A 20,766-nucleotide genomic window follows, 5' to 3' on the forward strand; every position below is an offset into this window, starting at 1 on the left:
GCTCTCCTCCCTCACTCCTTCGTCCGGGCGGCGACGATCAGTTGTCCGAGGGCGAGTCCGCCGTCGTTGGGGGGCACCTTGCGGTGCCGCAGGACGGTGAAGCCGTCCGCCTCCAGTCCCGTACAACAGCCTTCGGTGAGCAGGGCGTTGCAGAAGACACCTCCGGTCAGGGCCACGGTGGCGATGCCCGTACGCTGCCGGGCCGCCGCGCACACCTCCCGTACGAGGACGGTCACCGCGCGGTGGAAGCGGCGGGCCACGGCGGTGGCCGGTGCGCCCGCGAGGACGTCCGCCGCGGCGGCGGCGAGGACCGGTCGCGGGTCGGCGATCAGGGGGGCCGCCGGCCCGTCCGGCTCTGCTCCCAGGATGAACCCGTACGCGGACTCCCGCCCGTCGTCGCCGCCCGCGCCCGCTTCCGCGCCGGTCAGGGCGGCGTTCTCCAGGCGCATCGCGGCCTCGGCCTCGTACTCCACGCGGTGGCAGACACCGGCGAGCGAGGACACCGCGTCGAAGAGCCGGCCCATGCTGGAGGTGGGAACGCAGTTCAGCCCGCGCTCCAACTGCCGCTCCAGCAGGCGTCGTTCGCCGGGTGGCGCGATGGCGGTGCAGGGCAGGGCGTCCGTCCACGGCAGTCCGGCGGCGCGCAGATGGGACAGCGCCATCCGGTACGGGTTGCGGACGGCGGCGTCGCCGCCGGGCAGCGGGACGTAGCGGAGGTGGGCGAAGCGTTCGAAGCCGTCGTAGTCCGCGATGAGGATCTCGCCGCCCCAGACCGCGCCGTCGTCTCCGTATCCGGTGCCGTCGAAGGCGATGCCGATGACCGGGGCGGTGCCGTCGAGTCCGTGCTCGGCCATGGTCGAGGCGACATGGGCGTGGTGGTGCTGGACCTGGCGCAGCGGGAGGCCGCGGGCCTCGGCGGCGCGGCGGGCCCACTGGGTGGACCGGTAGCCGGGGTGGCGGTCGGCGATCAGCAGGCGCGGGGTGACGGCGGTCAGGCCGGTGAGGTGCCCGGTGGCGCGCTCGAACGCGGTGAGGGTGGAGAGGTCGTCCATGTCCCCGACGTGCGCGGAGAGCCAGGCGTAGCGGTCGTCGGCGGCGCAGAAGGTGTTCTTCAGATCGCCGCCGACCGCGAGGGCCGGAACGACGGGCAGCGGCAGGGCCAGCGGCAGCGGGGCGTAGCCGCGCGAGCGGCGGACCGGGAGTTCGGCCCCGGCGCAGATCCGGACCACGGAGTCGTCGCAGGGCACATGGATGGGCCGGTCGTGCCCGAGCCAGGCGTCGGCCAGTCCGTCGAGCCGGGTCAGGGCCTCGGTGTCGTCGGTGACGATCGGTTCGCCGGAGCGGTTCCCGCTGGTCATGACCAGGACGGGTGGTCCTGGCGGGTCGCCGGGCAGGCCGAGGAGCAGGCGGTGCAGCGGGGTGTACGGGAGCATCACGCCGAGGTCGGGGCTGCCGGGGGCGACGCCGGGCGCGACATCGCCCGATGTGGAGCGGGTGCGGCGACGCAGCAGGACGACGGGTTTGCGGGGGCCGGTGAGGAGGGCGCGTTCGGCGTCATCGACGTGGGCGAGGGCTTCGACGGTGGCCAGGGAGTCGGCCAGCACGGCGAACGGCTTGTCGCCCCGGTTCTTGCGCTTGCGCAGGGTCCGTACGGCGGTGGGGTCGGCCGCGTCGCAGGCCAGGTGGTAGCCGCCGAGCCCCTTCACGGCGAGCACGGCCCCGTCGGCGAGCAGTCTGCGGGCCTCGGCGAGCGCTTCGGCGTCACGCAGGGCGCCGGGGTCGTCGGGGCCGCGGCACAGGGTGAGGCGGGGGCCGCAGTGCGGGCAGGCGATCGGCTGGGCGTGGAAGCGGCGGTCGGCGGGGTCGGCGTACTCCTGGGCGCAGTCCGCGCACATCGGGAAGCCGGCCATGGTGGTCAGGGGGCGGTCGTAGGGCAGACCGGTGACCACGGTGAACCGGGGGCCGCAGTGCGTGCAGGTGATGAACGGGTGGCGGTACCGCCGGTCGGCCGGGTCGGCGAGTTCGGCCAGGCAGGCGTCGCAGGTCGCCGTGTCCGGCGGGATCAGGGTGCGTCCGGGGCCGGAGGCGGAGGGCCGGATGGTGAAGCCCGAGCCGTCGTTCAGGACGGGCACGGGGTGCGGCTCGACGGACTCGACGAGGGCGAGCGGCGGTGCACGGGTCCCGATGGCGTCGGTGAAGGCGGCCACGTCGGCCGCCGGGCCCTCGACCTCGGTGTGGACGCCGTCGGCGTCGTTGGTGACCCAGCCGGTGAGGCCGTGTTCCTCGGCGAGGGTGTAGACGAACGGGCGGAAGCCCACGCCCTGGACCGCGCCGCGCACGGTGAGGTGGCGGCGGACCCGTCGCGGTTCCCGTGACGCCTCCGGTGCCGGTTGCGGGGCCGTCGCGGGCGGGGGCTTCCGGGGCGTCATCGCGGGCTTCCCGCCGGTAGGTGCGCGGCCGCCCGGTCGTGCGGGTGCTCGTGTTTGGCGTCTGCCTCACCACCGTGGTGGTGCAGGTGCTTCTCGTGCTGCCGCGCGAGGACCGGCGTGTGCGTCTCCAGGCCGTCCGCCGCGCGCAGGACGTGGGCGAGCAGGTCGTCGACGCCCTCGCCCGTGCGGGCCGATGTCTCGATCACGGGCACGCCCGGGTTGACCTGCTGGACGCCCGCGAGGAAGGCCTCGCGCCCGAACTCCACCGCGTCGGCCAGGTCCGTCTTGGTGATCACGACCAGGTGCGCGAGCCCGAAGGCCGCCGGGTACTTCACCGGCTTGTCCTCCCCCTCGGTCACCGAGGCGAGCGCGATGCGCAGGGTCTCGCCGAGGTCGTAGGAGGCGGGGCAGACGAGATTGCCGACGTTCTCGACGAACAGCAGCCGGGTTGCCTCGGGCAGCCAGCCGTCCAGCTTGCCCCACAGCATCCCGGCCTCCAGGTGGCAGAGCCCGTCGGTGAGGATCTGCCGTACGGGGGCTCCCGAGCGGGCCAGGCGGGTCGCGTCGTTCTCGGTGGCCAGGTCGGCGGTGACGGCGGCGGCCGGGGTGCCGCCCGCGACGGCCCTGGTGAGGAGCGCTTCCAGCAGGGCGGTCTTGCCGCTGCCGGGGCTCGACAGGAGATTGACGGCCGCGGTGCCCCGCTCGTCGAGGGTGCGGCGCAGCTCCACGGCGTTGGTGTCGTTCTTCGCCAGCACGGCCTGATGCAGGTCAACGGTGCGGCACATGGCTCGCCTCCGGTACGTCGTCCCCGTATCGGCCGCCCGGTTCGTCCAGGACGACCCGGGCGATCTCCAGTTCGCGCCCGCCGGTCAGGCTCATCGCCCGTGAGCAGACGCCGCACCACAGGTCCGGGGGCATCCCGGTCGCGGTGTCCCGCCCGCAGCCCTCGCAGCGGGCCCGTCCCTCTACAGTTTCGATCAGCAGCCGCGCGTCCGCCAGGGCAGTGCCCTCGGCCGCCACCCCGAAGGAGAAGTCGAGCGCCTCGGGCACCACACCGGACAGTTCGCCGACGCGGAGCGTCAGCGACCGGACGCGCGCGTCCCCGGCGTCCTGCTCGTGGACCGCGCTCTCCACCTGGTCGACGACGGCCATGGCGATGGACAGCTCATGCACGGTGCTCACCCCCTCGCTACCCTGAAAGAACCATGGCTGGTCACGAGGTCGAACGGCGGGCGCTGCTCACCCCGGTCCTGCTTCTGCTCCTGGCCGAACGTCGGGGTCATGGCTACGAGCTGGTGCAGCGGCTGGGCGCGTTCGGCTGGGAGGAGGCCGAGTCGGCGCATGTGTACCGGCTGCTGCGGGGGATGGAGAAGTGCGGTGAGGTCACCTCGCGGTGGTGTGCCTCCGCCTCGGGTCCCGCGCGTCGGGTATACGCGATCACTCCGCAGGGCGCCATGAATCTCGCCCTGTGGTTCGTCCGGCTGGGAGAACTGCACAGCACCCTCCATCTCTTCCTCGAGCGCTATGTGCAACTGGAGGACGTCGGGGGCGGGGACGGGCCTCCGCACCACTCCGGACGGGACTCCGGTCACGACCCCGGTCACGGCTCCGGTCACGGGGATTACATCCGGCGCATGCGCAGGTAACGCCGGGCGTCGGGCAGGTTCCTGACGACTCCGTAGAGGGCCGCGAGGCCCGCGGCGACGCCGATCCACATCCAGTGCATCCTGTGCCTCCAACGTCGTGGTTCTCAGTTCTGTCGTGGTTCTCAGTTCTTCTGCGGTACGGAATCCGGTACGGCGGTGGCGCGGCGTGCCAGCAGGTCGAGCACCAGACCCACCGCCGGCTCCACCGCCGCTTCGACGGGGTCGCTGAGTCCCATACCGTCCGCGGTGTCCAGGGGTTCGCAGCCCACGACGTACACCTCGTCGGGAAGGGTGCCGCCCGCTCCGGCGTGCAGGTCGTGCAGCAGGCCGAGGACGGTGGCGGGGTCCATGGCGTGGGTGTCGAGCGGGCCGGGTGCGGGGCGGGCGTCCGGCGGCCGGGATCCGACGTCGATGGTGTAGAGCGTGCCGGGCGGGCCTCCCCGGCCGACGGTGTCGACGAGGACGAGGGTCCGGTAGCCCTCCAGCAGCTTGTACGCGAGGTGGACACCCCGGATTCCGGCGTCCATCAGCTCGGTGCCGGGCGGCAGCCGGGACGGGTCCAGGCGGCCGAGCCGCCGGACCGTCTCGACGCCGAAGCCGTCGTCCGTGAGGAAGATGTTGCCGACCCCGGCGACGAGCGTGCGCGCGGGCGTCTCCGTACCGGTCATGGCTCCTCCTCCCGCAGTGGGGTCACCTCGTCGGGCTTGAAGTAGAGGAACCGGCCCTGCTGGCGGCGGATGTCGTTGCCCGGGTCGTCGTCCAGGACGACGGCGAGGTGCACCTCGCCGTCCAGGTCCGCGACCACGGCTTCGACGGTGGCCCGGCAGCCCCGCAGGAACGCGTCCTGGGCGTCCGTGCGACGGGAGCCGGGGGCGAGGAGGACGCGGCTTCCCTCGCCGACGGCCTCGCCGTCGACGGAGACGGTGGAGGGGGTGTCGGCCGCCTCGGGGTCCTGCTGCGGGTCCCACCAGGGGTGCCCGGAGCCTTCGGGGAGGCTGAGTCCGGCGGCGGGCGCTGCGGGCTCCTCCCCCGTGACCTCGCGCAGCCCCCGGATCGCTCCGTGCAGCCGTTCCCGTACCGCTTCGGGCATGGTGTCGACCAGGTCGATGACCTCGGCGGCGCGGGCGTCGGTGCCGCGTGCCTCACGCTTCTCGTGCTCGGTGAGGGCGGCGGTGCGCAGCGAGAGGATCTCGTCGATCTCGGTGGCGTCGTAGAGGGGGCCGGGGCTCTCGTCGGCGAGGGCGGGGTGGTCCTCCAGGATGATCGGCGAGGAGAGCACGACGTCCTCCCGGCCGGCCGGCCCGGCGAGGACGGGCCAGGTGTTCTCGTTGCGCAGCTCCGCGACGGCGGGGCGGGCCCATTCGGGCGGGTCGGTCATCGACAGGAAGCGGCCGCCCTCCACCGCGAGGAGCAGATGCGCGCCGATCATGCTGTGCGGGAGAGCGTCGTCGCGGCTGCCGCCGTGGGCAGGCGGGGGCGCGTCGACGGTGTTGTGGACGGTGACGGTGAGGCGGGAGAGCCGGTAGGGGCCGGGGAGTTGTTCGACGTACGGGCGGATCTCGCCGGAGAGGCGGCCGCGCCGGCGTACCAGTCGGCCCAGCGTGCGGCCCTCCTCGTCGAGCACCGGTTCGTGTTCGGTGCCGGGCGGCAGGTCGAAGGTGACGGTACGGGTGTGGGCCTGCTCGCCGGTGAGTTCGGCGAGGGGTGCGTGGAGCCGGACGCGTTCCTCGTGGCCCTCGTCCCAGGGGACCAGGACCCGGTCGGGCAGCTCCAGTTCGGGTACCTCGGTGTAGGAGCCGTCGGGTTCGAGGCGTTCGACGGTCCGCCGTCGTACGTGCAGGAAGCGCAGTTCGGCGTGGAGCCGGTCGCCGGAGCGGGGTTCCAGGAGGATGTCGGTGCGCTGCTCCGCGTGTTCGCCGCCGTCGGCGGTGCGGGCGGGCGGCACCAGGACGCCGAACTGCCAGCGCATCCGGTTCTTGGCGGAGGAGGCGCGGTACGGGTAGAGGACGTAGCCCTCGAAGAGGACGGCGTCGGCGACCGTGCGGGCCTGGTCGAGCGCGTCGTCGAGGGAGGCCGCGAGGTCCGGGGCGGGGTTCGGAGCGGTCATCTCACTCAGCCCCCTTCGCTTCTGCGGCTTCGGCTGCGGCTTCCGAAGTGGCCAGCAGCTCGTCGAAGACGCGTTCCCACGACGGGAGAGCGCGCGCGGACCGGTAGCGGCGCAGGTCCTCCAGGCAGTCCTTGCGCAGGCGCAGCCAGCCCGTGTTGGGGAAGTAGGCCTCGATCAGCTCCTGCCAGACGGCCACCGGCATCAGGCAGGACGCCTCCTTGTGCCAGGGGATCGGCTCGGCGCGGAAGCTGCTGCGGCCGGTGAAGACCGTGCCGGAGAAGAGCATCAGCAGCGGCACCTCGCCGCGTGCCAGGGCCCGGAAGTAGGAGGCGGAGGCGACCTCGGTGTCGTAGGTGCAGGGCACCGGGAGGTCGACGTGGGTGGTGCCGGTGAAGGCGGGCACGGTGAGGGAGGCGTGGGCGAACTGGAGCGGTTTGAGGGTGCTGCTCCAGCGGCTGGGTTCGCCGAACAGATCGCCCAGCATGTCGACCTCGTCCGGGTCGTAGGTGCGCTTGGCGGGTTCGATGCGGATCTGGCACCGCAGGGCCACGGCGTGCACGGGCAGGTGGTCCCGTTCCTCGATGCGCAGGTCGAACAGGAGCGTGGGGCTCGCGCCGAAGGGCTCGGGCCTGACGCCGGTGCAGTGGAAGTCGAGGTCGGTCACGGGGCGCCTCCGGAGTGCCCCGGGCTTGTGGCCTCGGCTTCCGCCGGCAGCGGCCGGGCGCGGGAGGCGACCCGGTCGAAGAACTCCGCGAGGGCCGCGCGGGCCTCGGATCCGCCGTCGAAGCCCTTCCAGTGGAGCCGCATCCGACCGACGAGTTCGTAGCAGACGTCGATGGGGACGAGGGTGCAGGTGGCGGGCCGGTCGCGTTCGGCGTGCAGCAGCAGCGCCTCGACGTCGTCCTCCAGGAGCCCGGCGAGCCGGGTGGAGCCGATGACGGCCTCCCAGGTGGCGGGGTCGAGTTCGCTCTCGGTGGCTCCGGCCGGGCTCGGGTAGAAGGCGGCGAAGCGGTCGAGCGCGGAGTTGCGGAAGAAGAAGGCGAGCCCGACGGGGATCTGGAGCCGGTTCCAGCCATCGTCGTCGAGGAGGAAGCCGGGGTCGGTGAGGTAGCGGTCGGGGACCGCCCGGAAGCGGCCCTGTCCCGCGCCGGGGCGGGTGAAGAGCAGATGGCAGGGCGGGCAGGAGCATTTGAGGGAGCGGCGGGTGGTGTCGACGAGGTGGCGGTGCTCGTCGGGCAGCGGCTCGCCGCACAGTTCGCACCGCTCCCCCGGCGGCGGAGGCCGGCGGGTGAACTGGGCCAGCACGTTGGCGCTCACGACCCGGCTCCCAGCAGTTCGGGCAGCGCGATCCGGACGGCCCCGTCCTCCTCCAGGAGCGGCAGCGGTTCCAGGTGCGTGTGCTCGCCGCGCCCCGCGTGCCGTACGTCGAACCGGGCGGCGCACCCGGCGCAGCTGAGGAACTCCCCGTCGAGGGGGGCGGTGCGCAGGTCGGCGCCGCAGCCGGGGCAGCGGTCGCGGTAGGCGTACAGGTTGCCGGGGAGCCGGACGAGGAGGAGTTCGTTGCCGTCGATGTCGGCGACGCGGGTGGTGCGGTCCCGGGCGGGGAGGGCCGGTGCGGCGAGGGTGTGCCAGCGGGGCGGTTCGGCCGGTACGTCGTTCCGTGGCGGCTCGGGCGCTCCGGTCGGGGCGTCGTCGGGCGGGCGGGGCTGGATCTGGAGCAGGGGCGGTTCGGCGGGCGCGGCCTCGGTGACGCCTTCGACCTCGATGTGTGCGATCTCGGGGGCGAGGCGGGCGACGGCTTCCTCGATGGTCCAGCGCACGGTCTGGGTGGAGGACGGGCAGCCGTCGCAGCTGCCGCGCAGTCTCAGCCGGAGTGTGGGGCCCTCGGGGGCCTCGGTGTCGAGGCCGGCGACGTCCACGTCGCCGGCGTGGGAGCCGAGGTAGGGGCGGACCTTGTCGAGGGCCCGGCCGACCCGGGTCATGGTGTCCTCGGGGTGCAGGTCGTGCAGGATCAGCAGGTCGCCGACGAGTTCGTCGGCGGTGAGCACGGAGAGGGGGTCGGCCCCGGCCGGTGCGGAGCGCAGCAGCCGTACGGTGCGGGCGAGGCCTTCTCCGTAGAACTCCACGACGCTGCGCACCAGTTCGTCGGCGGTCTCCCGGGCCCCCGGTCCGGCCTCGCTCTCCAGTCGGTCCAGCAGTTCGCCGATGCGTGCACCGGGGTCGGCTCCCGCCATCGTGGGCCCCTCTCGTCAGCCGCCCGCCAGTCCGCTCAGGCCGGTCGGCATATGGGTCTGCTCGATGGTGCGGCCGCCGCCGACGTACATGTGCACACCGCACGGCAGGCACGGGTCGAAGCTGCGGACGGCCCGCATGATGTCGATGCCCTTGAAGTTCTCGGGCGGGTTCTCCTCGAAGATGGGGGTGTTCTGGACGGCGTCCTCGTACGGTCCCGGGGTGCCGTAGCTGTCGCGGACGCTGCCGTTCCACGGGGTCGGCGGGTAGGGGTGGTAGTTGGCGATCTTCCCGTCCCGGATGACCATGTGGTGGGAGAGGACGCCGCGGACCGCCTCGGTGAAGCCGCAGCCGATGGACTCGTCGGGGACGTCGAACTGCTCCCAGGTCTGGGTGTGTCCGGCGCGGACCTCCTCCATCGCCTGTTCGGCGAAGTGGAGGGCGGCGGCGGCCGCGTACGCCTGGAAGTAGGTGCGGGCCCGGTTGCGTTCGATGGCGTTGGACCACTGCGGGATCGTCCACTCCAGCGCCATTTCCGGCTTGGTCATGGTGCGCGGGAGGTTGATCTGCACGCTGTGTCCGGTGGCCTTGATGTAGCCGATGTCGACGAGTCCGGACAGGGCCGTGGACCAGAGCCGGGCGATGGGGCCGCCGCCGGTGTCCAGGGCGAGGTGGTCGGTGCCGTCGAACCAGCGGGGCGACATGACCCAGCTGTACTTGTCGTCGAAGTCCCGTTTCTGCGGGGCCGGGATGGTGTGCTGGTTCCAGGGGTGGCGTTCGTCCAGTTCGTTGCCGAGCGGGTCGCGTTCGACGAACTTCCCCATGCCCGCCCAGTCCTCGTAGTAGGAGCTGCCGAGCAGGATGCGGATGCCGAGGTTGATGTCGAGGAGGCTGTTGGTGACGAGCTTGCCGTCCACGACGACGCCCGGGGTGACGAACATCCTGCGGCCCCAGTCCTCCATGTTGGCGTAGGTGAAGTCGCAGTACTGCGGGTCGTTCAGCGCACCCCAGCAGCCGAGCAGGACGCGCCGGCGGCCGACCTCCTCGTAGCCGGGCAGCGCCTCGTAGAAGAAGTCGAAGAGGTCGTCGTGGAGCGGGACGACCCGCTTCATGAACTCCACGTAGCGGGTGAGGCGGGTGAGGTAGTCGGTGAAGAGCTGGATCGTGGCGACCGTGCCGACGCCGCCGGGGTAGAGCGTGGAGGGGTGCACATGGCGGCCCTCCATCAGGCAGAACATCTCGCGGGTGTAGCGGCTGACCTGGAGGGCCTCGCGGTAGAACTCGCCCTCCAGCGGGTTCAGCGACCGCATGATGTCGGCGATGGTGCGGTAGCCGTGGTCGGCTGCGTGCGGGGCCTCGGTGCGTTCGGCGAGTTCCAGGACCCCGGGGTTGGTCTCGCGGACCATGCGCTCGCAGTAGTCCACGCCGACCAGGTTCTCCTGGAAGATGTTGTGGTCGAACATGTACTCGGCGGCCTCGCCGAGGTTGATGATCCACTCGCCGAGGTGCGGGGGCGCGACTCCGTACGCCATGTTCTGGGCGTAGACCGAGCAGGTGGCGTGGTTGTCGCCGCAGATGCCGCAGATGCGGCTGGTGATGAAGTGCGCGTCGCGCGGGTCCTTGCCCTTCATGAAGACGCTGTAGCCGCGGAAGATGGACGAGGTGCTGTAGCACTCCGCGACCCGCTTCGCGGCGAAGTCGATCTTGGTGTGGATGCCGAGGCTGCCGACGATGCGCGTGATCGGGTCCCACGACATCTCCATGAGGCCGTCAGCGTCGACGACGGGTTTGCCGGTCGCAGTCGCCATGGTCCCGCGCCGCCTTCCTGTTGGTCGTGCCGCTCGTCCGGGCCGTCGCGCCCGCCGGGGTCGCCCGAGCTCACCGGGGTGGCCGGCGGGAGGTCACCAGGGCGGCCGGTAGCCGGTCTTGATCGTCTCGCTCTTCGACCGCCACTTCGGTTCCTTGTCGACCGTCTTCTCCGTGAAGTGGCGCAGCCGCCGGATGACGGAGCCGTACACCCCGCTGGCCGCCGCCGACACATGGCCGCCGGGCGGCTCGTCCATGAACGGCATGAACTTGTCGGGGAAGCCGGGCATGGTGCAGCCGATGCAGATGCCGCCGACGTTCGGGCAGCCGCCCACGCCGTTGATCCAGCCGCGCTTGGGAACGTTGCACTTGACGACCGGCCCCCAGCAGCCTAGCTTGACCAGGCACTGCGGGGATCCGTACTCGTCGGCGAACTGGCCCTGTTCGTAGTAGCCGGCCCGGTCGCAGCCCTCGTGGACGGTGGCGCCGAACAGCCAGGTCGGCCGCAGCTCCTCGTCCAGCGGAATCATGGGCGCGGCGCCGGCCGCCTGGTAGAGCAGGTACAGCAGGGTCTCGGAGGCGTTGTCCGGGTGCACGGGGCAGCCGGGGATGCAGACGATCGGGATGCCCGCCTTGGACTTCCACTCCCAGCCCAGATAGTCCGGCACGCCCATGGCGCCGGTGGGGTTGCCCGCCATCGCGTGGATGCCGCCGTAGGTGGCGCAGGTGCCGATGGCGACGACCGCCAGGGCCTTGGGGGTGAGGCGGTCGAGCCATTCGCTGGTGGTGATCGGCTGGCCGGTCTCCGGGTCGTCGCCGAAGCCGCACCAGTAGCCCTCGGGCTTGATGCGCTCGTTCGGGATCGATCCCTCGACCACCAGCACGAAGGGTTCCAGTTCGCCCCGGTCGGCCTTGAAGAACCACTCCACGAAGTTGTCGGCACCCTCGACGGGCCCGCATTCGTAGTCGATGAGCGGCCAGTGGACGGCGACCTTGGGCAGGCCGGGCAGCGCGCCGAGGGCGAGTTCCTCGATGCTCGGCTGGGAGGCGGCGGTGAGGGACACGGAGTCCCCGTCGCAGCTCAGCCCCGCGTTGATCCACAGAATGTGAACGGTCGGGTCTTCCTGAGGTTCGTCCAGTACGTCCGGATCGGCCGTAGTGGCGGTCGGGGCGCTCATGAGCCCTCCTCGGATCGGCCCGCTTCAGGTTCTCTGGTCGGCAGCCTCTTTCCTGGATACCCCGGGGACACCCGGGCCGGTAAGTGCGGCGTGGCCCTATTGCCCGCGTGCACCTGCCGGGGCGGGACGCGGCACGCGGGTGGCCGGTTCGGATCAGGTGGGGCCGCGCCCGCCCTAGCATGACGGGATGAGCCGACTGCCCGACCCCCACGCCCGGCGTTCCGTACTCCGACTGCTGGGCGGCGCCCTCGTGACCGTGCCGCTCGCGGCCTGCGGCACGGAATCCGGCCCGTCCTCGCCGTCGCCCGCCGGGAAGGCCGCCGGATCGCCCTCGGCCGCGGCGCGGGACGCCGGGCGCGCCTTCGCGGCGCTGGAGAAGGAGTACGCGGCACGGCTCGGCGTGTACGCCGTCGACACCGGGAGCGGGCGCACGGTCGCCCACCGTGACGGGGAGCGGTTCGCCTACGCCTCCACGTTCAAGGCGCTGGCGGCGGGGGCCGTGCTGCGGAAGTACAAGGTGGCCGGGCTGGAGCGGGTCGTGACCTACCGCCGTGAGGATCTGGTCGAGCACTCCCCCGTCACCGAGAAGCACGTGGCCACCGGGATGAGCCTGGGCGATCTGTGCGACGCCGCCGTTCGCTACAGCGACAACACCGCGGGCAATCTGCTGTTCGACGCGGTCGGCGGGCCCCGGAAACTGCAGGCCGTGCTCGCGGAGCTGGGGGACGACGTGACCCGCATGGAGCGGCGGGAGACCGAGCTGAACGAGTGGTCGCCCGGCGCCACCCGCGACACCAGTACGCCCCGGGCCCTGGCCGAGGACCTGCGGGCCTTCGTCCTGGGCGACGCCCTCGGCAAACCCGAGCGGGCCCGGCTCACCCGGTGGCTGCGGGACAACACCACCGGCGGCGAACTGATCCGGGCGGGGGTGCCGAAGGGGTGGACCGTCGGCGACAAGACCGGGGCGGGCAGTACGTACGGGACGCGCAACGACATCGCCGTGGTGTGGCCGCCCGGCGCGGCGCCGCTGGTGCTGGCGGTGCTCTCCCACCGCACGGACGCGGACGCCGACTACGACAACACGCTGATCGCGAAGGCCACGTCCGTCGCCGTCGGCGCCCTGACCGGCCGGGACACTCCTTAGCGCACGGCTCGGGCCCCCTCGGAGGACGGCTCAGGTCTCGTCCAGCACGGCGTCGATCTCGCCGAGGAAGTCGTCCAGGTCGCCGGGGTTGCGCGAGGTGATCAGCGACCAGCCCTCGGCGTCGTCGCGGACCACCGGCTTGTCGACCCAGGTGCCGCCCGCGTTGGTGATGTCGGTCCGCAGCGAGGCGTACGAGGTCAGCGTCTTGCCCCGGACGTAGCCGCCCTCGATCAGCGCCCACGGCCCGTGGCAGATGGCGGCCACCGGCCGGCCGGACGCGGCGAACGAGCTGACGATCCGGGTGGTGGCCTCCTCCAGACGCAGCGAGTCGGCGTTCAGCGTGCCGCCCGGGACCAGCAGGAGGTCGTACGCGGCGGGGTCGACGTCGTCGAGTGTGAGGTCGGGCCGCACGGTCTCGCCGGGATCACGGTCGCCGACGAGGGTACGGATCCCGTCGGTGGAGACCGCCGCCACGCTGACCTGCGCCCCGTGTGCGCGCAGATGCTTCACGGGGACGACGAGTTCGTCCTGCTCGACCCCGTAGTTGGTGACGATGGCCAGGATCCGGCGGTCGTCGAGAGCGGTGGTGGACATGGACTGCTTCCTTTCCTCTGGTGTCGTTCGTCCGGACGACAGGGGCCTTACCGCTCACCGCGTCGACCAGCAGCGGTTCTTCCTCGACACCCACCGTGCGGGCCACAGTGCCAATATGGCCGGGCGCTGCGGGCCCCGCATCTTCTCCCGTAGCGTGATGAGGGAGGCCGGGCCAGGTGTCCGGGGCCTCACCGCCCCGGGAGACTGCTTCGCCGGACAGCGGGTACCCAGCAGAGCGCCTCACCACTCCCCCCGTTCCCACCGGGGCCGTACGAAAGGAAGCTCTCATGACCGACCGCAGGCCGGAAGGCACCGCCTACACCGGGGCTTCCGGCAGCCCGCCGCCCGTACCGGCGGACATGCCCGACCAGCAGACCCAGGAGGGCGAGGACGCTCTCGACATACCGGTGCCGGACCGGGTGGCCCGCGAGGGCGGACAACCCGAGCTGGACGAGGCCGGGGCCGGCCGGGACGCTCCGCGCAACGCGGGGGCACACCCCGACGAGCATCCGACCCCGGAGGAGTCGACGGGCTAGCCGCCCGGTACGTCCGGAACGCCCTGGAGCCCCGGAGCGCGATGCGCTCCGGGGCTCCAGGGTCGGTCAACCCGGGATCAGGCGGCGGTGATGTTCTCCGCCTGCGGGCCCTTCTGGCCCTGGGTGATGTCGAAGGTCACCGCCTGGCCTTCCTGGAGCTCACGGAAGCCGGTGGAGTTGATGTTGGAGTAGTGCGCGAAGACGTCGGGACCGCCGCCGTCCTGCGCGATGAAGCCGAAGCCCTTTTCCGAGTTGAACCACTTGACGGTTCCGCTGGCCATGCCCGTACCTCTCAGCAGTAAACGGATCCGCACCGCGCGGACCCGGAGGTGATCGCCCTGGTTCTCAGGCACTGCACAGCAAAACGCCCGCGCCAGGCGCGGGCAGGTACTGCGAACCACGACATCTTCCGGCGACGCTACACGGCGGGATCACTCCTCACCAGAGAGCAACGCCATTTTGCTGTGGATCACCTTCGTGGTCACCGGCTCGTACCACACCGACTACGGCCCGTTCAGGGCCTGTCGGCGCCCCGGGCGACCCCGCGCGCCCACAGGACCAGCGGCAGCTGGAGGGGCAGCCGGGCGTAGGCCGCGGCCCGCTGCGGCCGGGGCCGGTGACGCCAGTCGACAGCCATCTGCACATTGGCCGGAAACACTCCGACGAAGAAGCCCGCCGTCACCCGGGCGGCGGGCGCCCGGGTCCGGGGGTGGGCGAGGCCCGCGGCCAGGGCGAGTTCCACCGCTCCGCTGACGTAGGTCCAGGTACGGGGCCTACCGGGCAGGATCCGGGGCACCGTGCCGTCGAAGGCCTTCGGGACGGCGAAGTGGAGCACCCCCGCTCCGCCCATGAGCCCGGCGAGCAGGACGGCGGAACGCGTCTGGCGGGACATGCTTCTCCTTCGACGACGGGACTTACTTGGGAGTAAGTTACGGGTTCCCAGCGCGTCCCGCACCCCTCAGGGCGCCAGCAGCCGCCAGAGCATCAGCACCCCCACACCGCAGACGAGCACTCCGGCGAGCAGGGCCAGCGTGCCCCGTCGTACGTTGTCGGGCTGGAAACCGCCGAGCACGCTGAAGCACAGCCGGAGTCCGTGGGCCACGGCCAGCGCCCCGCACGCGGTGATGGCGAACCCGGCCGCGATGGCGTCCCACTGGTCCTCGAACGCCCGTTGATACGGCCCCGGCTGCCGGGTGGCCAGTACGTATCCGGCCGAAGTGAACAGAGCGGCGGGGAAGGCCACCAGGCCGAAGAGGACGGTCAGGCGCCGGATCACCGGAACGACCCCCTTTCCACGGGGAAGCGGGAGAGGCGTTCACGGACCGACCGCTTCAGCCGTTCCTCCCACCGGTCCCGCTCGGCGACATGGGTGAACAGCTCCCGCATCCGGTTCACCTCTTCGATCATCGTGTGCTCCTCCTCGGCGAACCGCCGGTTCAGGGGCCGTTCGATCCTCAGCAGGAGGGCGGCCCACGCCGCGAGCGAGAGCGCCGCCACAGTCAGGCCGGCCACGACGAGCACACCCCCGGGGCCGTCGCCCGTGGCGGCGGCGAGGGCCAGCACCGCCGGGAGCAGCACCGCGAGGGAGGCCGAGGCGATCCGGGGCCGGCGGACCCGGCGCTGCCGGGCGCTCAGGGCCTGGACACCGGCCAGTCGCCGTTCCGCGGCCGCCAGCGTCCGCAGGAACGCCGCTCCGCCGTCGATCGCGGCCATGTCAGTCCCCGTTCCGCTGCGTGATGAACGACTGGAGTTCCTGGCCGAAATGGGTGCGCAGCGCGCCGATCTGCGCATCGTCCAGCTGGGAGGTCTGTACGGGCAGCCCCGGAAGGAACTGGTGGCGGATGAGCCGGGAGGCCATCGGGAGGACGGACAGGCGCAGCGACGTCTCGTTCTCCAGGTCCCGCATGAGGGCGGCGAACGGGGACTCCCGGCGGGCCCGCCCGGGGATGTAGTGGTCGCGCGCCTCGTCGAGCCGGTCCCAGTACAGATCGCTCTTGGACACCGCGACGATCAGCCAGCGCAGCCGCTTGGCCAGCTGTCCGTCGATGATCGCGTCGACCAGGAGCCGGAAGTCGGCCGCCTCCTTGCGGCGGTGCCAGTTCCGTACGGCTTCCCGGTCGACGGCGCCGTCGGCGGCCAGCGCCTCCTGGACGTCGCGCTGGGAGGCGCGCTGCCAGATCCTGTTGTGCCCCCAGCAGACGACGTGGACGATGCCGTGCGGGGAGGCCTCGCCCCCCATCGTGTCGTGCAGGGCCCGTTGCCGCTGGGTGGACAGCTGCCCCGGGATGACGGTGACGGCGGCCCGGGTGCGGCGGTTGCCCGAGCGCAGGACCGTGGCGTGCTTCTCGATGTCGGGGCTGCGGGAGCTGTCGCTGTCGCCCGTGCGGATCGACTGGGTCAGCGCGTCGTAGAGGACGGTCTTGCCGGCCCCCGCCTCGCCGGTGACGGCGATGGGGTTCACCGAGAGGCCGAGCCGTCCGTTCAGGGTGGCCACGCCCGGCCCGGGCCCCTGACCGCCACCGTCCACCGCGTGCCGGACGCTCTCCCACCGTGATCGGGTGTTCTCCCAGACGTCGGGCACGCGCGCAGCTCCCCCGGTTAGGCCGATGGGGAGATGCTATCGATCAACGGGGCGCGGTGTACCGGCACTTACGGGATTGACGGCGGGATTCACTGGATGAACCGGGGCAGCCAGCGCGCCTGGTAGTCGGGGTGGCCCGCGTACTCGGCGGCGAGCTGCCGCACGGCGAAGCCGAGGCCCACCGCGCGGCCGGAGCGGAAGTCCTCGGCCGGGCGGTCGGTGTCCAGGTCGGCCACCTCGACGTACTCGCCGACCATGACGCGGTTCGTCTCGATGCGCTCCAGGGTCCGCGCGGGGTTCTGGAGGGCGATGTGCTGGTCGAAGCCCCGGCCGCGCACCGTGAACGCCACCCCGCCGGTGCGGTCGTGGACCTCGCCCGGCACATCGGCCGGGCACCGCCATCGGTCCCCGCCGGCGGCCAGGGCGACGTGTTCCTCGTCGGCGAGCCGGGCCCGGACGAAGGCCACCATGTCTGCGTTGCCGGCCATTGGATGCCGCTCCCTTGCGCTGATGGATCTCTGCACTCGATACGGGGAGCATTCTGGTGGACCGGACGCGGCACGATCCACCTCCGCATCCGGTTCACCCCACCGTGTCCCCCGCGTCACCCGCGGCCAGGCCGGCGAGGACCTTGTGCAGGGGTTCGGTCTTCCGGCGGCGGTACTCCTGCACCGCCCAGCCGTTGCCGTCCGGGTCGGTGAAGTACATGAAGGTCGCCCCGTCGTCGGGGGCATACCGCTGCGGCTCGGAGACCTCGACGCCCCGGCCGACGAGTTCGGCGTGCGCGGCCTCGATGTCGGTGACGCAGAGCTGGAGGCCGTGGTACGTGCCCGGCTGCGGGGTTCCGGTCGGGTTGGGCAGTCCTTCGGTGAGGGCGATCGAGCAGCCGGATCCGGGCGGCGTGAGCTGGACGACGCGGGCGCCCGGCATCACCTCGCCGTCGATGTCGACGTGGAAGCCGAGCTTGTCCCGGTAGAAGTCCCGGGCCCGGTCGACGTCGGTCACGGGGAGCACGATCACTTCGAGGGTCCAGTCCATGGGTCAGTTCCCTTTCGCGGGTCGGTCGGTGTCCGGGCCGGGCCCTGGCTCGTCCGGGTCGGGTCGTGGTGTGTCCGGGGCGGGTTGTGATGTGTCGGGGTCGGTTCGTGGCACGCCCGCTTCGGCGTCCCCGTCCTCTCCGGCCGCTTCCGCTTCCCCGGTGAGCGGCGTCGCGCCGCCCTGGAGGCGGGCCAGGTCGGCGGGCCGGACCTGGATGATGAACAGGGCGACCAGGGCGGCGAACACGGCGAAGCAGGCCGCGACGACGAAGGCGCTGGAGACGCCCGAGGTGAGGACCTCGTCGCCCCAGGGCGGTGGCAGCTCGCCGGTCCTGCGGAACTCCAGAAGCTGGGCGGGGGTGCCCTCCTGGAGGAATCTCGGCACCTGGTCGCTCGCCGCGTTGCGGCTGGCCGTGCCGAACGTCGTGACCAGGATCGACAGCCCCAGGGAGCCGCCGACCTGCTGGGTGGCGTTGAGGATGCCGGAGGCGGCGCCCGCCTCCTTCGGGGCGACGCCGGAGACCGCCATCAGGGTCAGCGACACGAACTGCATGCCCATGCCGAAGCCGAACACGAGCATCGGGCCGAGAATCGAGCCGAGGTAGGAGCTGTGGACATCGGTCAGCGTCAGCCAGCCGAGGCCGACGGCGGCCAGGAGCGCGCCCACCACCATGAAGGGTTTGGGCCCCCACCTGGGCAGCAGCTGGGAGGCCAGCCCCGCGCTGACCGCGATGACGGCGCTCACGGGCAGGAACGCGAGGCCGGCCCGCAACGGGCTGAAGTCGAGGACGTTCTGCACGAACAGGGTCAGGAAGAAGAACATCCCGAACATCGCCGCGGCGAGGCTGAGCATCATCGCGTAGGTCCCGGCGCGGTTGCGGTCGCGGAACATCCACAGCGGGGTGATGGGCTGTTTCGAGCCGCGTTCGACCGTGATGAACACCGTGAGGAGCAGCACGGCGGCCGCGAACGAGCCGAGGGTGAGCGGGTCGGTCCAGCCGTCCTCGGAGGCCCGGATGAAGCCGTAGACGAGCAGCACCATGCCGACCGTCGACGTCAGGGCGCCGGCGATGTCGAAGTGGCCCGGACGGCGTTCGGACTCGGGGATGTAGCGGGGGGTCGCGACGGCGATCAGCAGGCCAATGGGGATGTTGACGAACAGCACCCAGCGCCAGTCGAGCCACTCCACCAGCAGTCCGCCCGCCAGCAGTCCGATGGCGCTGCCGCCCGCCGAGACGGCGGCGAACACCCCGAACGCGCGGTTGCGTTCGGGGCCCTCGCGGAAGGTGGTGGTGATCAGCGACAGGGCGGTGGGCGAGGCGATGGCGCCGCCGACGCCCTGGAGGGAGCGGGCGGCCAGCAACTGCCAGCCCTCCTGGGACAGTCCGCCGAGCAGCGAGGCGAAGACGAAGAGGAGCACGCCGAAGATGAAGACCCGGCGGCGGCCGAGGATGTCGCCGAGGCGTCCGCCGAGCAGCAGCAGTCCGCCGAAGGTCAGGGTGTAGGCGTTGACCACCCAGGAGAGGTTCTCGGTGGAGAACCCCAGGTCCTTCTGCATGTGCGGAAGCGCGATGTTGACGATGGTGACGTCGAGCACCACCATCAGCTGGCAGGAGGCGATGACCAGCAGCGCCAGTCCGCTCCGGTGCCGGTCAGGGGTCTTTGCCGTGTCCGCGGGGGTCGCGTGGGAGCCCGTCATAGTGCAGTTCGTCTCTCGTGCCGAGGGCAGTGCACCCCAGGGGGTGTCTGACAATTCCGCGTGGGGCGGCCGGTCTCTGCGTCGGTCGGATGAACGCGGGCGTTCACCCGACCGACGTTATGACGGAACCCGGAGCCTCGCCAATCGGGCCAACGCGGTCCCGCGCGGGCCCTTCGCCTCACTGGAGCGCGTGGACCGCGGTACGGAAGACGGCCGGCGCCCGGTGGGCCGCGGCGACGATCAGCCGCCCCGAGGACGGGTGGCCCGCTGCGGCCAGGAGGGCCGCGGTCAGCAGCCGGTAGCGTCGGGTGACCCGTGCCCACCGGCGGGGGTAGTCCTCGGGCCGACCGGCGGTCAGGCAGTCGACCGCGGCCGTTGCGGTGGCGACCGCGAGGGCGATGCCCTCCCCGGTCAGGGCGTCCACGTAGCCCGCCGCGTCGCCGACCAGCAGGACGCGCCCGGCCCGCCTGCCCCGCGCCCGCTGCCGCAGCGGACCCGCCCCGCGTACGGGGGTGGCCCCGGGTGCTGCCGCGAGCCGGGCCGCGAGGGCGGGGAAGGCGGCCAGGTGCTGGTCGTAGGGGCGGCGGTCGCGGCTCAGGACGGCCACTCCCACCAGGTGCTCGCCGACCGGGGTCACGTACGCCTCGCCGTGCCGGGACCAGTGCACCTCGACGTGGTCCGTCCACGGGGCGAGCGGGTAGTGGCGGCGCAGACCGTAGCGGCCGGGCCCGGGGGCGGGCCGGTCGAGGTCCAGGGCGCGGCGCAGGGGCGAGTGGAGCCCGTCGGCGGCGATGAGCCAGCGCGCGGTGAGTCCGGAGGCGGTGACGGTGCGTTCGTCCTGGCGGATCTCCCCGACCTTTCCGGCGACGACGCGGACGCCGAGGGCGGCGGCCCGCTCGTGCAGGGCGGTGTGGAGTTCGGTGCGGCGGACGCCCGCGCCGGGGCCGCCCCGGAAGGCCGCCTCCGCGCTGCGCCGGCCGTCGGTGTAGCGGATGCCGCGCAGCTCGTGGCCGCTCACCCGGACACCGAGGTCGCGCAGGGCCGCGACGCCGCCGGGCATGATGCCCTCGCCGCACGCCTTGTCGACGGGGGTGGTGCGCGGTTCGACGACCACCGTCTCCAGGCCCGCCGACGCGGCCCGGATCGCGGCGGCCAGTCCGGCCGGCCCGCCGCCGGCGACCAGGACGTCGATCACGCCGTCGCGTCCACGGCCGGGAGTCGGGACAGCGCCCGGTCCTCGCAGCGGATCCGTACGGCCATGAGCGCGGCGTTGAGCACGGTGAAGACGAGGGCGGTCACCCACGCCCCGTGGACCAGGGGGAGCGCGAGGCCTTCGGCGGCGACGGCGACGTAGTTGGGGTGGCCCAGCCACCGGTAGGGGCCGCCGGTGATACGGGGCAGGCCGGGGACGACGATGACGCGGGTGTTCCAGCGGGGGCCGAGCGCGCGGATGCACCACCAGCGCAGCGCTTGCGCGGCCACGACGACGGCGACCATCGTCCAGCCGAGGACGGGCAGGAAGGGACGGTCGGTGAGTCGGACCTCCGCCAGACAGCCCACCAGGAGCGCGGTGTGCAGGGCGACCATCGCCGGATAGTGCCCGCGGCCCGATTCGGTGCCGCCCCGGGCGAGGCTCCAGGCGGTGTTGCGGCGGGCCACGACGAGTTCGGCGAGGCGCTCGGCGGCGACGGCCAGCACCAGGAGGGTGTACCAGGTCATACGGGGCTCCCGTTCACGGTCGGGTTCGGGCGCGGGGGCACGGGTGGCGGGCCGTCGG

25 protein-coding genes are annotated in these 20,766 nt (G+C 72.4%); 3 read left to right on the plus strand and 22 right to left on the minus strand.

Going from position 1 to position 20,766, the window contains the following annotated elements:
• Positions 1–11: 11 nt before the first annotated feature.
• The 3 genes from hypF to ACIQPT_RS00515 are packed head-to-tail and all read right to left on the minus strand — an operon-like array spanning position 12 to position 3,602.
• Positions 12–2,429: a carbamoyltransferase HypF gene (hypF, locus tag ACIQPT_RS00505; RefSeq protein ID WP_401150839.1), complete on the minus strand. Its 2,418-nt coding sequence runs from the start codon at positions 2,427–2,429 to the stop codon at positions 12–14.
• Positions 2,426–3,214 carry a hydrogenase nickel incorporation protein HypB gene (gene hypB, locus ACIQPT_RS00510; RefSeq protein WP_401150841.1) on the minus strand — a complete coding sequence of 263 codons (789 nt, stop codon included), beginning with the start codon at positions 3,212–3,214 and terminating at the stop codon, positions 2,426–2,428. Before hypB ends, hypF begins: the two co-directional genes overlap by 4 nt.
• On the minus strand, positions 3,198–3,602 hold the full coding sequence (locus ACIQPT_RS00515) for a hydrogenase maturation nickel metallochaperone HypA (RefSeq protein WP_401151571.1): 405 nt from the start codon (positions 3,600–3,602) through the stop codon (positions 3,198–3,200). The genes hypB and ACIQPT_RS00515 overlap by 17 nt, the downstream gene beginning before the upstream one ends.
• Positions 3,603–3,634: 32 nt before the next feature.
• Between ACIQPT_RS00515 and ACIQPT_RS00520 the strand changes: the two genes are divergently transcribed.
• Positions 3,635–4,075 (plus strand): helix-turn-helix transcriptional regulator, encoded by a 441-nt coding sequence (locus ACIQPT_RS00520; RefSeq protein ID WP_401150844.1) that lies wholly within the window; start codon positions 3,635–3,637, stop codon positions 4,073–4,075.
• On the opposite strand, the gene ACIQPT_RS00525 is transcribed toward ACIQPT_RS00520, so the two are convergent.
• The 8 genes from ACIQPT_RS00525 to ACIQPT_RS00560 form a co-directional block, all read right to left on the minus strand.
• Positions 4,051–4,155: a DUF6893 family small protein gene (locus ACIQPT_RS00525; protein ID WP_374202198.1), complete on the minus strand. Its 105-nt coding sequence runs from the start codon at positions 4,153–4,155 to the stop codon at positions 4,051–4,053. The genes ACIQPT_RS00520 and ACIQPT_RS00525 overlap by 25 nt on opposite strands.
• Before the next feature lie 42 nt (positions 4,156–4,197).
• Positions 4,198–4,743: a hydrogenase maturation protease gene (locus tag ACIQPT_RS00530; RefSeq protein ID WP_401150847.1), complete on the minus strand. Its 546-nt coding sequence runs from the start codon at positions 4,741–4,743 to the stop codon at positions 4,198–4,200.
• Positions 4,740–6,182, minus strand: a complete 1,443-nt coding sequence (locus tag ACIQPT_RS00535; protein ID WP_401150849.1) for a hypothetical protein — start codon at positions 6,180–6,182, stop codon at positions 4,740–4,742. The genes ACIQPT_RS00530 and ACIQPT_RS00535 overlap by 4 nt, the downstream gene beginning before the upstream one ends.
• A 1-nt stretch (position 6,183) precedes the next feature.
• On the minus strand, positions 6,184–6,846 hold the full coding sequence (locus ACIQPT_RS00540) for a DUF6084 family protein (RefSeq protein ID WP_401150852.1): 663 nt from the start codon (positions 6,844–6,846) through the stop codon (positions 6,184–6,186).
• Positions 6,843–7,499, minus strand: a complete 657-nt coding sequence (locus ACIQPT_RS00545) for a DUF5947 family protein (protein ID WP_401150854.1) — start codon at positions 7,497–7,499, stop codon at positions 6,843–6,845. Before ACIQPT_RS00545 ends, ACIQPT_RS00540 begins: the two co-directional genes overlap by 4 nt.
• Positions 7,496–8,416, minus strand: a complete 921-nt coding sequence (locus tag ACIQPT_RS00550; protein ID WP_401150856.1) for a NifU family protein — start codon at positions 8,414–8,416, stop codon at positions 7,496–7,498. The genes ACIQPT_RS00545 and ACIQPT_RS00550 overlap by 4 nt, the downstream gene beginning before the upstream one ends.
• 15 nt (positions 8,417–8,431) lie before the next feature.
• The gene (locus ACIQPT_RS00555; RefSeq protein WP_401150858.1) at positions 8,432–10,222 is read right to left on the minus strand and encodes a nickel-dependent hydrogenase large subunit; all 1,791 of its coding nucleotides are present in this window, start codon (positions 10,220–10,222) and stop codon (positions 8,432–8,434) included.
• 93 nt (positions 10,223–10,315) lie between these two features.
• Positions 10,316–11,398, minus strand: coding sequence for a hydrogenase expression protein HypE (locus ACIQPT_RS00560; protein WP_401150861.1), 1,083 nt, complete (start codon positions 11,396–11,398; stop codon positions 10,316–10,318).
• A gap of 187 nt (positions 11,399–11,585) precedes the next feature.
• Between ACIQPT_RS00560 and bla the strand changes: the two genes are divergently transcribed.
• Complete coding sequence (gene bla / locus ACIQPT_RS00565; RefSeq protein WP_401150863.1) at positions 11,586–12,542, plus strand: class A beta-lactamase; 957 nt, start codon at positions 11,586–11,588, stop codon at positions 12,540–12,542.
• Positions 12,543–12,572: 30 nt separating this feature from the next.
• Here bla and ACIQPT_RS00570 read toward each other — a convergent pair whose 3' ends face one another.
• Positions 12,573–13,136: a type 1 glutamine amidotransferase domain-containing protein gene (locus ACIQPT_RS00570; protein ID WP_401150865.1), complete on the minus strand. Its 564-nt coding sequence runs from the start codon at positions 13,134–13,136 to the stop codon at positions 12,573–12,575.
• A 287-nt stretch (positions 13,137–13,423) separates the two neighbouring features.
• On the opposite strand from ACIQPT_RS00570, the gene ACIQPT_RS00575 reads away from it, so the two are divergent.
• A complete protein-coding gene (locus ACIQPT_RS00575) occupies positions 13,424–13,672 on the plus strand; it encodes a hypothetical protein (protein ID WP_401150868.1) in 249 nt (82 codons plus the stop codon).
• A 77-nt stretch (positions 13,673–13,749) separates the two neighbouring features.
• On the opposite strand, the gene ACIQPT_RS00580 is transcribed toward ACIQPT_RS00575, so the two are convergent.
• The 10 genes from ACIQPT_RS00580 to ACIQPT_RS00625 all read right to left on the minus strand — a co-directional run bounded on the left by ACIQPT_RS00580 (position 13,750) and on the right by ACIQPT_RS00625 (position 20,708).
• The gene (locus ACIQPT_RS00580; RefSeq protein WP_015613078.1) at positions 13,750–13,953 is read right to left on the minus strand and encodes a cold-shock protein; all 204 of its coding nucleotides are present in this window, start codon (positions 13,951–13,953) and stop codon (positions 13,750–13,752) included.
• Between the two features lie 233 nt (positions 13,954–14,186).
• On the minus strand, positions 14,187–14,564 hold the full coding sequence (locus tag ACIQPT_RS00585; RefSeq protein WP_401150872.1) for a hypothetical protein: 378 nt from the start codon (positions 14,562–14,564) through the stop codon (positions 14,187–14,189).
• 66 nt (positions 14,565–14,630) lie between these two features.
• On the minus strand, positions 14,631–14,948 hold the full coding sequence (locus ACIQPT_RS00590; protein ID WP_401150874.1) for a hypothetical protein: 318 nt from the start codon (positions 14,946–14,948) through the stop codon (positions 14,631–14,633).
• Entirely contained in the window at positions 14,945–15,385 is a 441-nt protein-coding gene (locus ACIQPT_RS00595; protein WP_401150876.1) for a hypothetical protein, read from the minus strand. Before ACIQPT_RS00595 ends, ACIQPT_RS00590 begins: the two co-directional genes overlap by 4 nt.
• A 1-nt stretch (position 15,386) precedes the next feature.
• The gene (locus ACIQPT_RS00600; protein ID WP_401150879.1) at positions 15,387–16,253 is read right to left on the minus strand and encodes a hypothetical protein; all 867 of its coding nucleotides are present in this window, start codon (positions 16,251–16,253) and stop codon (positions 15,387–15,389) included.
• Between the two features lie 89 nt (positions 16,254–16,342).
• Positions 16,343–16,741 carry a DUF6221 family protein gene (locus ACIQPT_RS00605; RefSeq protein WP_401150880.1) on the minus strand — a complete coding sequence of 133 codons (399 nt, stop codon included), beginning with the start codon at positions 16,739–16,741 and terminating at the stop codon, positions 16,343–16,345.
• Between the two features lie 94 nt (positions 16,742–16,835).
• Entirely contained in the window at positions 16,836–17,291 is a 456-nt protein-coding gene (locus ACIQPT_RS00610) for a VOC family protein (protein WP_401150882.1), read from the minus strand.
• A 3-nt stretch (positions 17,292–17,294) separates the two neighbouring features.
• Positions 17,295–18,989: an MFS transporter gene (locus tag ACIQPT_RS00615; protein WP_401150885.1), complete on the minus strand. Its 1,695-nt coding sequence runs from the start codon at positions 18,987–18,989 to the stop codon at positions 17,295–17,297.
• 178 nt (positions 18,990–19,167) lie between these two features.
• The gene (locus ACIQPT_RS00620; protein ID WP_401150887.1) at positions 19,168–20,184 is read right to left on the minus strand and encodes an NAD(P)/FAD-dependent oxidoreductase; all 1,017 of its coding nucleotides are present in this window, start codon (positions 20,182–20,184) and stop codon (positions 19,168–19,170) included.
• Complete coding sequence (locus ACIQPT_RS00625) at positions 20,181–20,708, minus strand: isoprenylcysteine carboxyl methyltransferase family protein (protein ID WP_401150889.1); 528 nt, start codon at positions 20,706–20,708, stop codon at positions 20,181–20,183. Before ACIQPT_RS00625 ends, ACIQPT_RS00620 begins: the two co-directional genes overlap by 4 nt.
• Between the last annotated feature and the right edge of the window lie 58 nt (positions 20,709–20,766).

Origin of the sequence: Streptomyces sp. NPDC091289, assembly GCF_044757365.1 — a bacterium.
GTDB lineage: Bacteria > Actinomycetota > Actinomycetes > Streptomycetales > Streptomycetaceae > Streptomyces.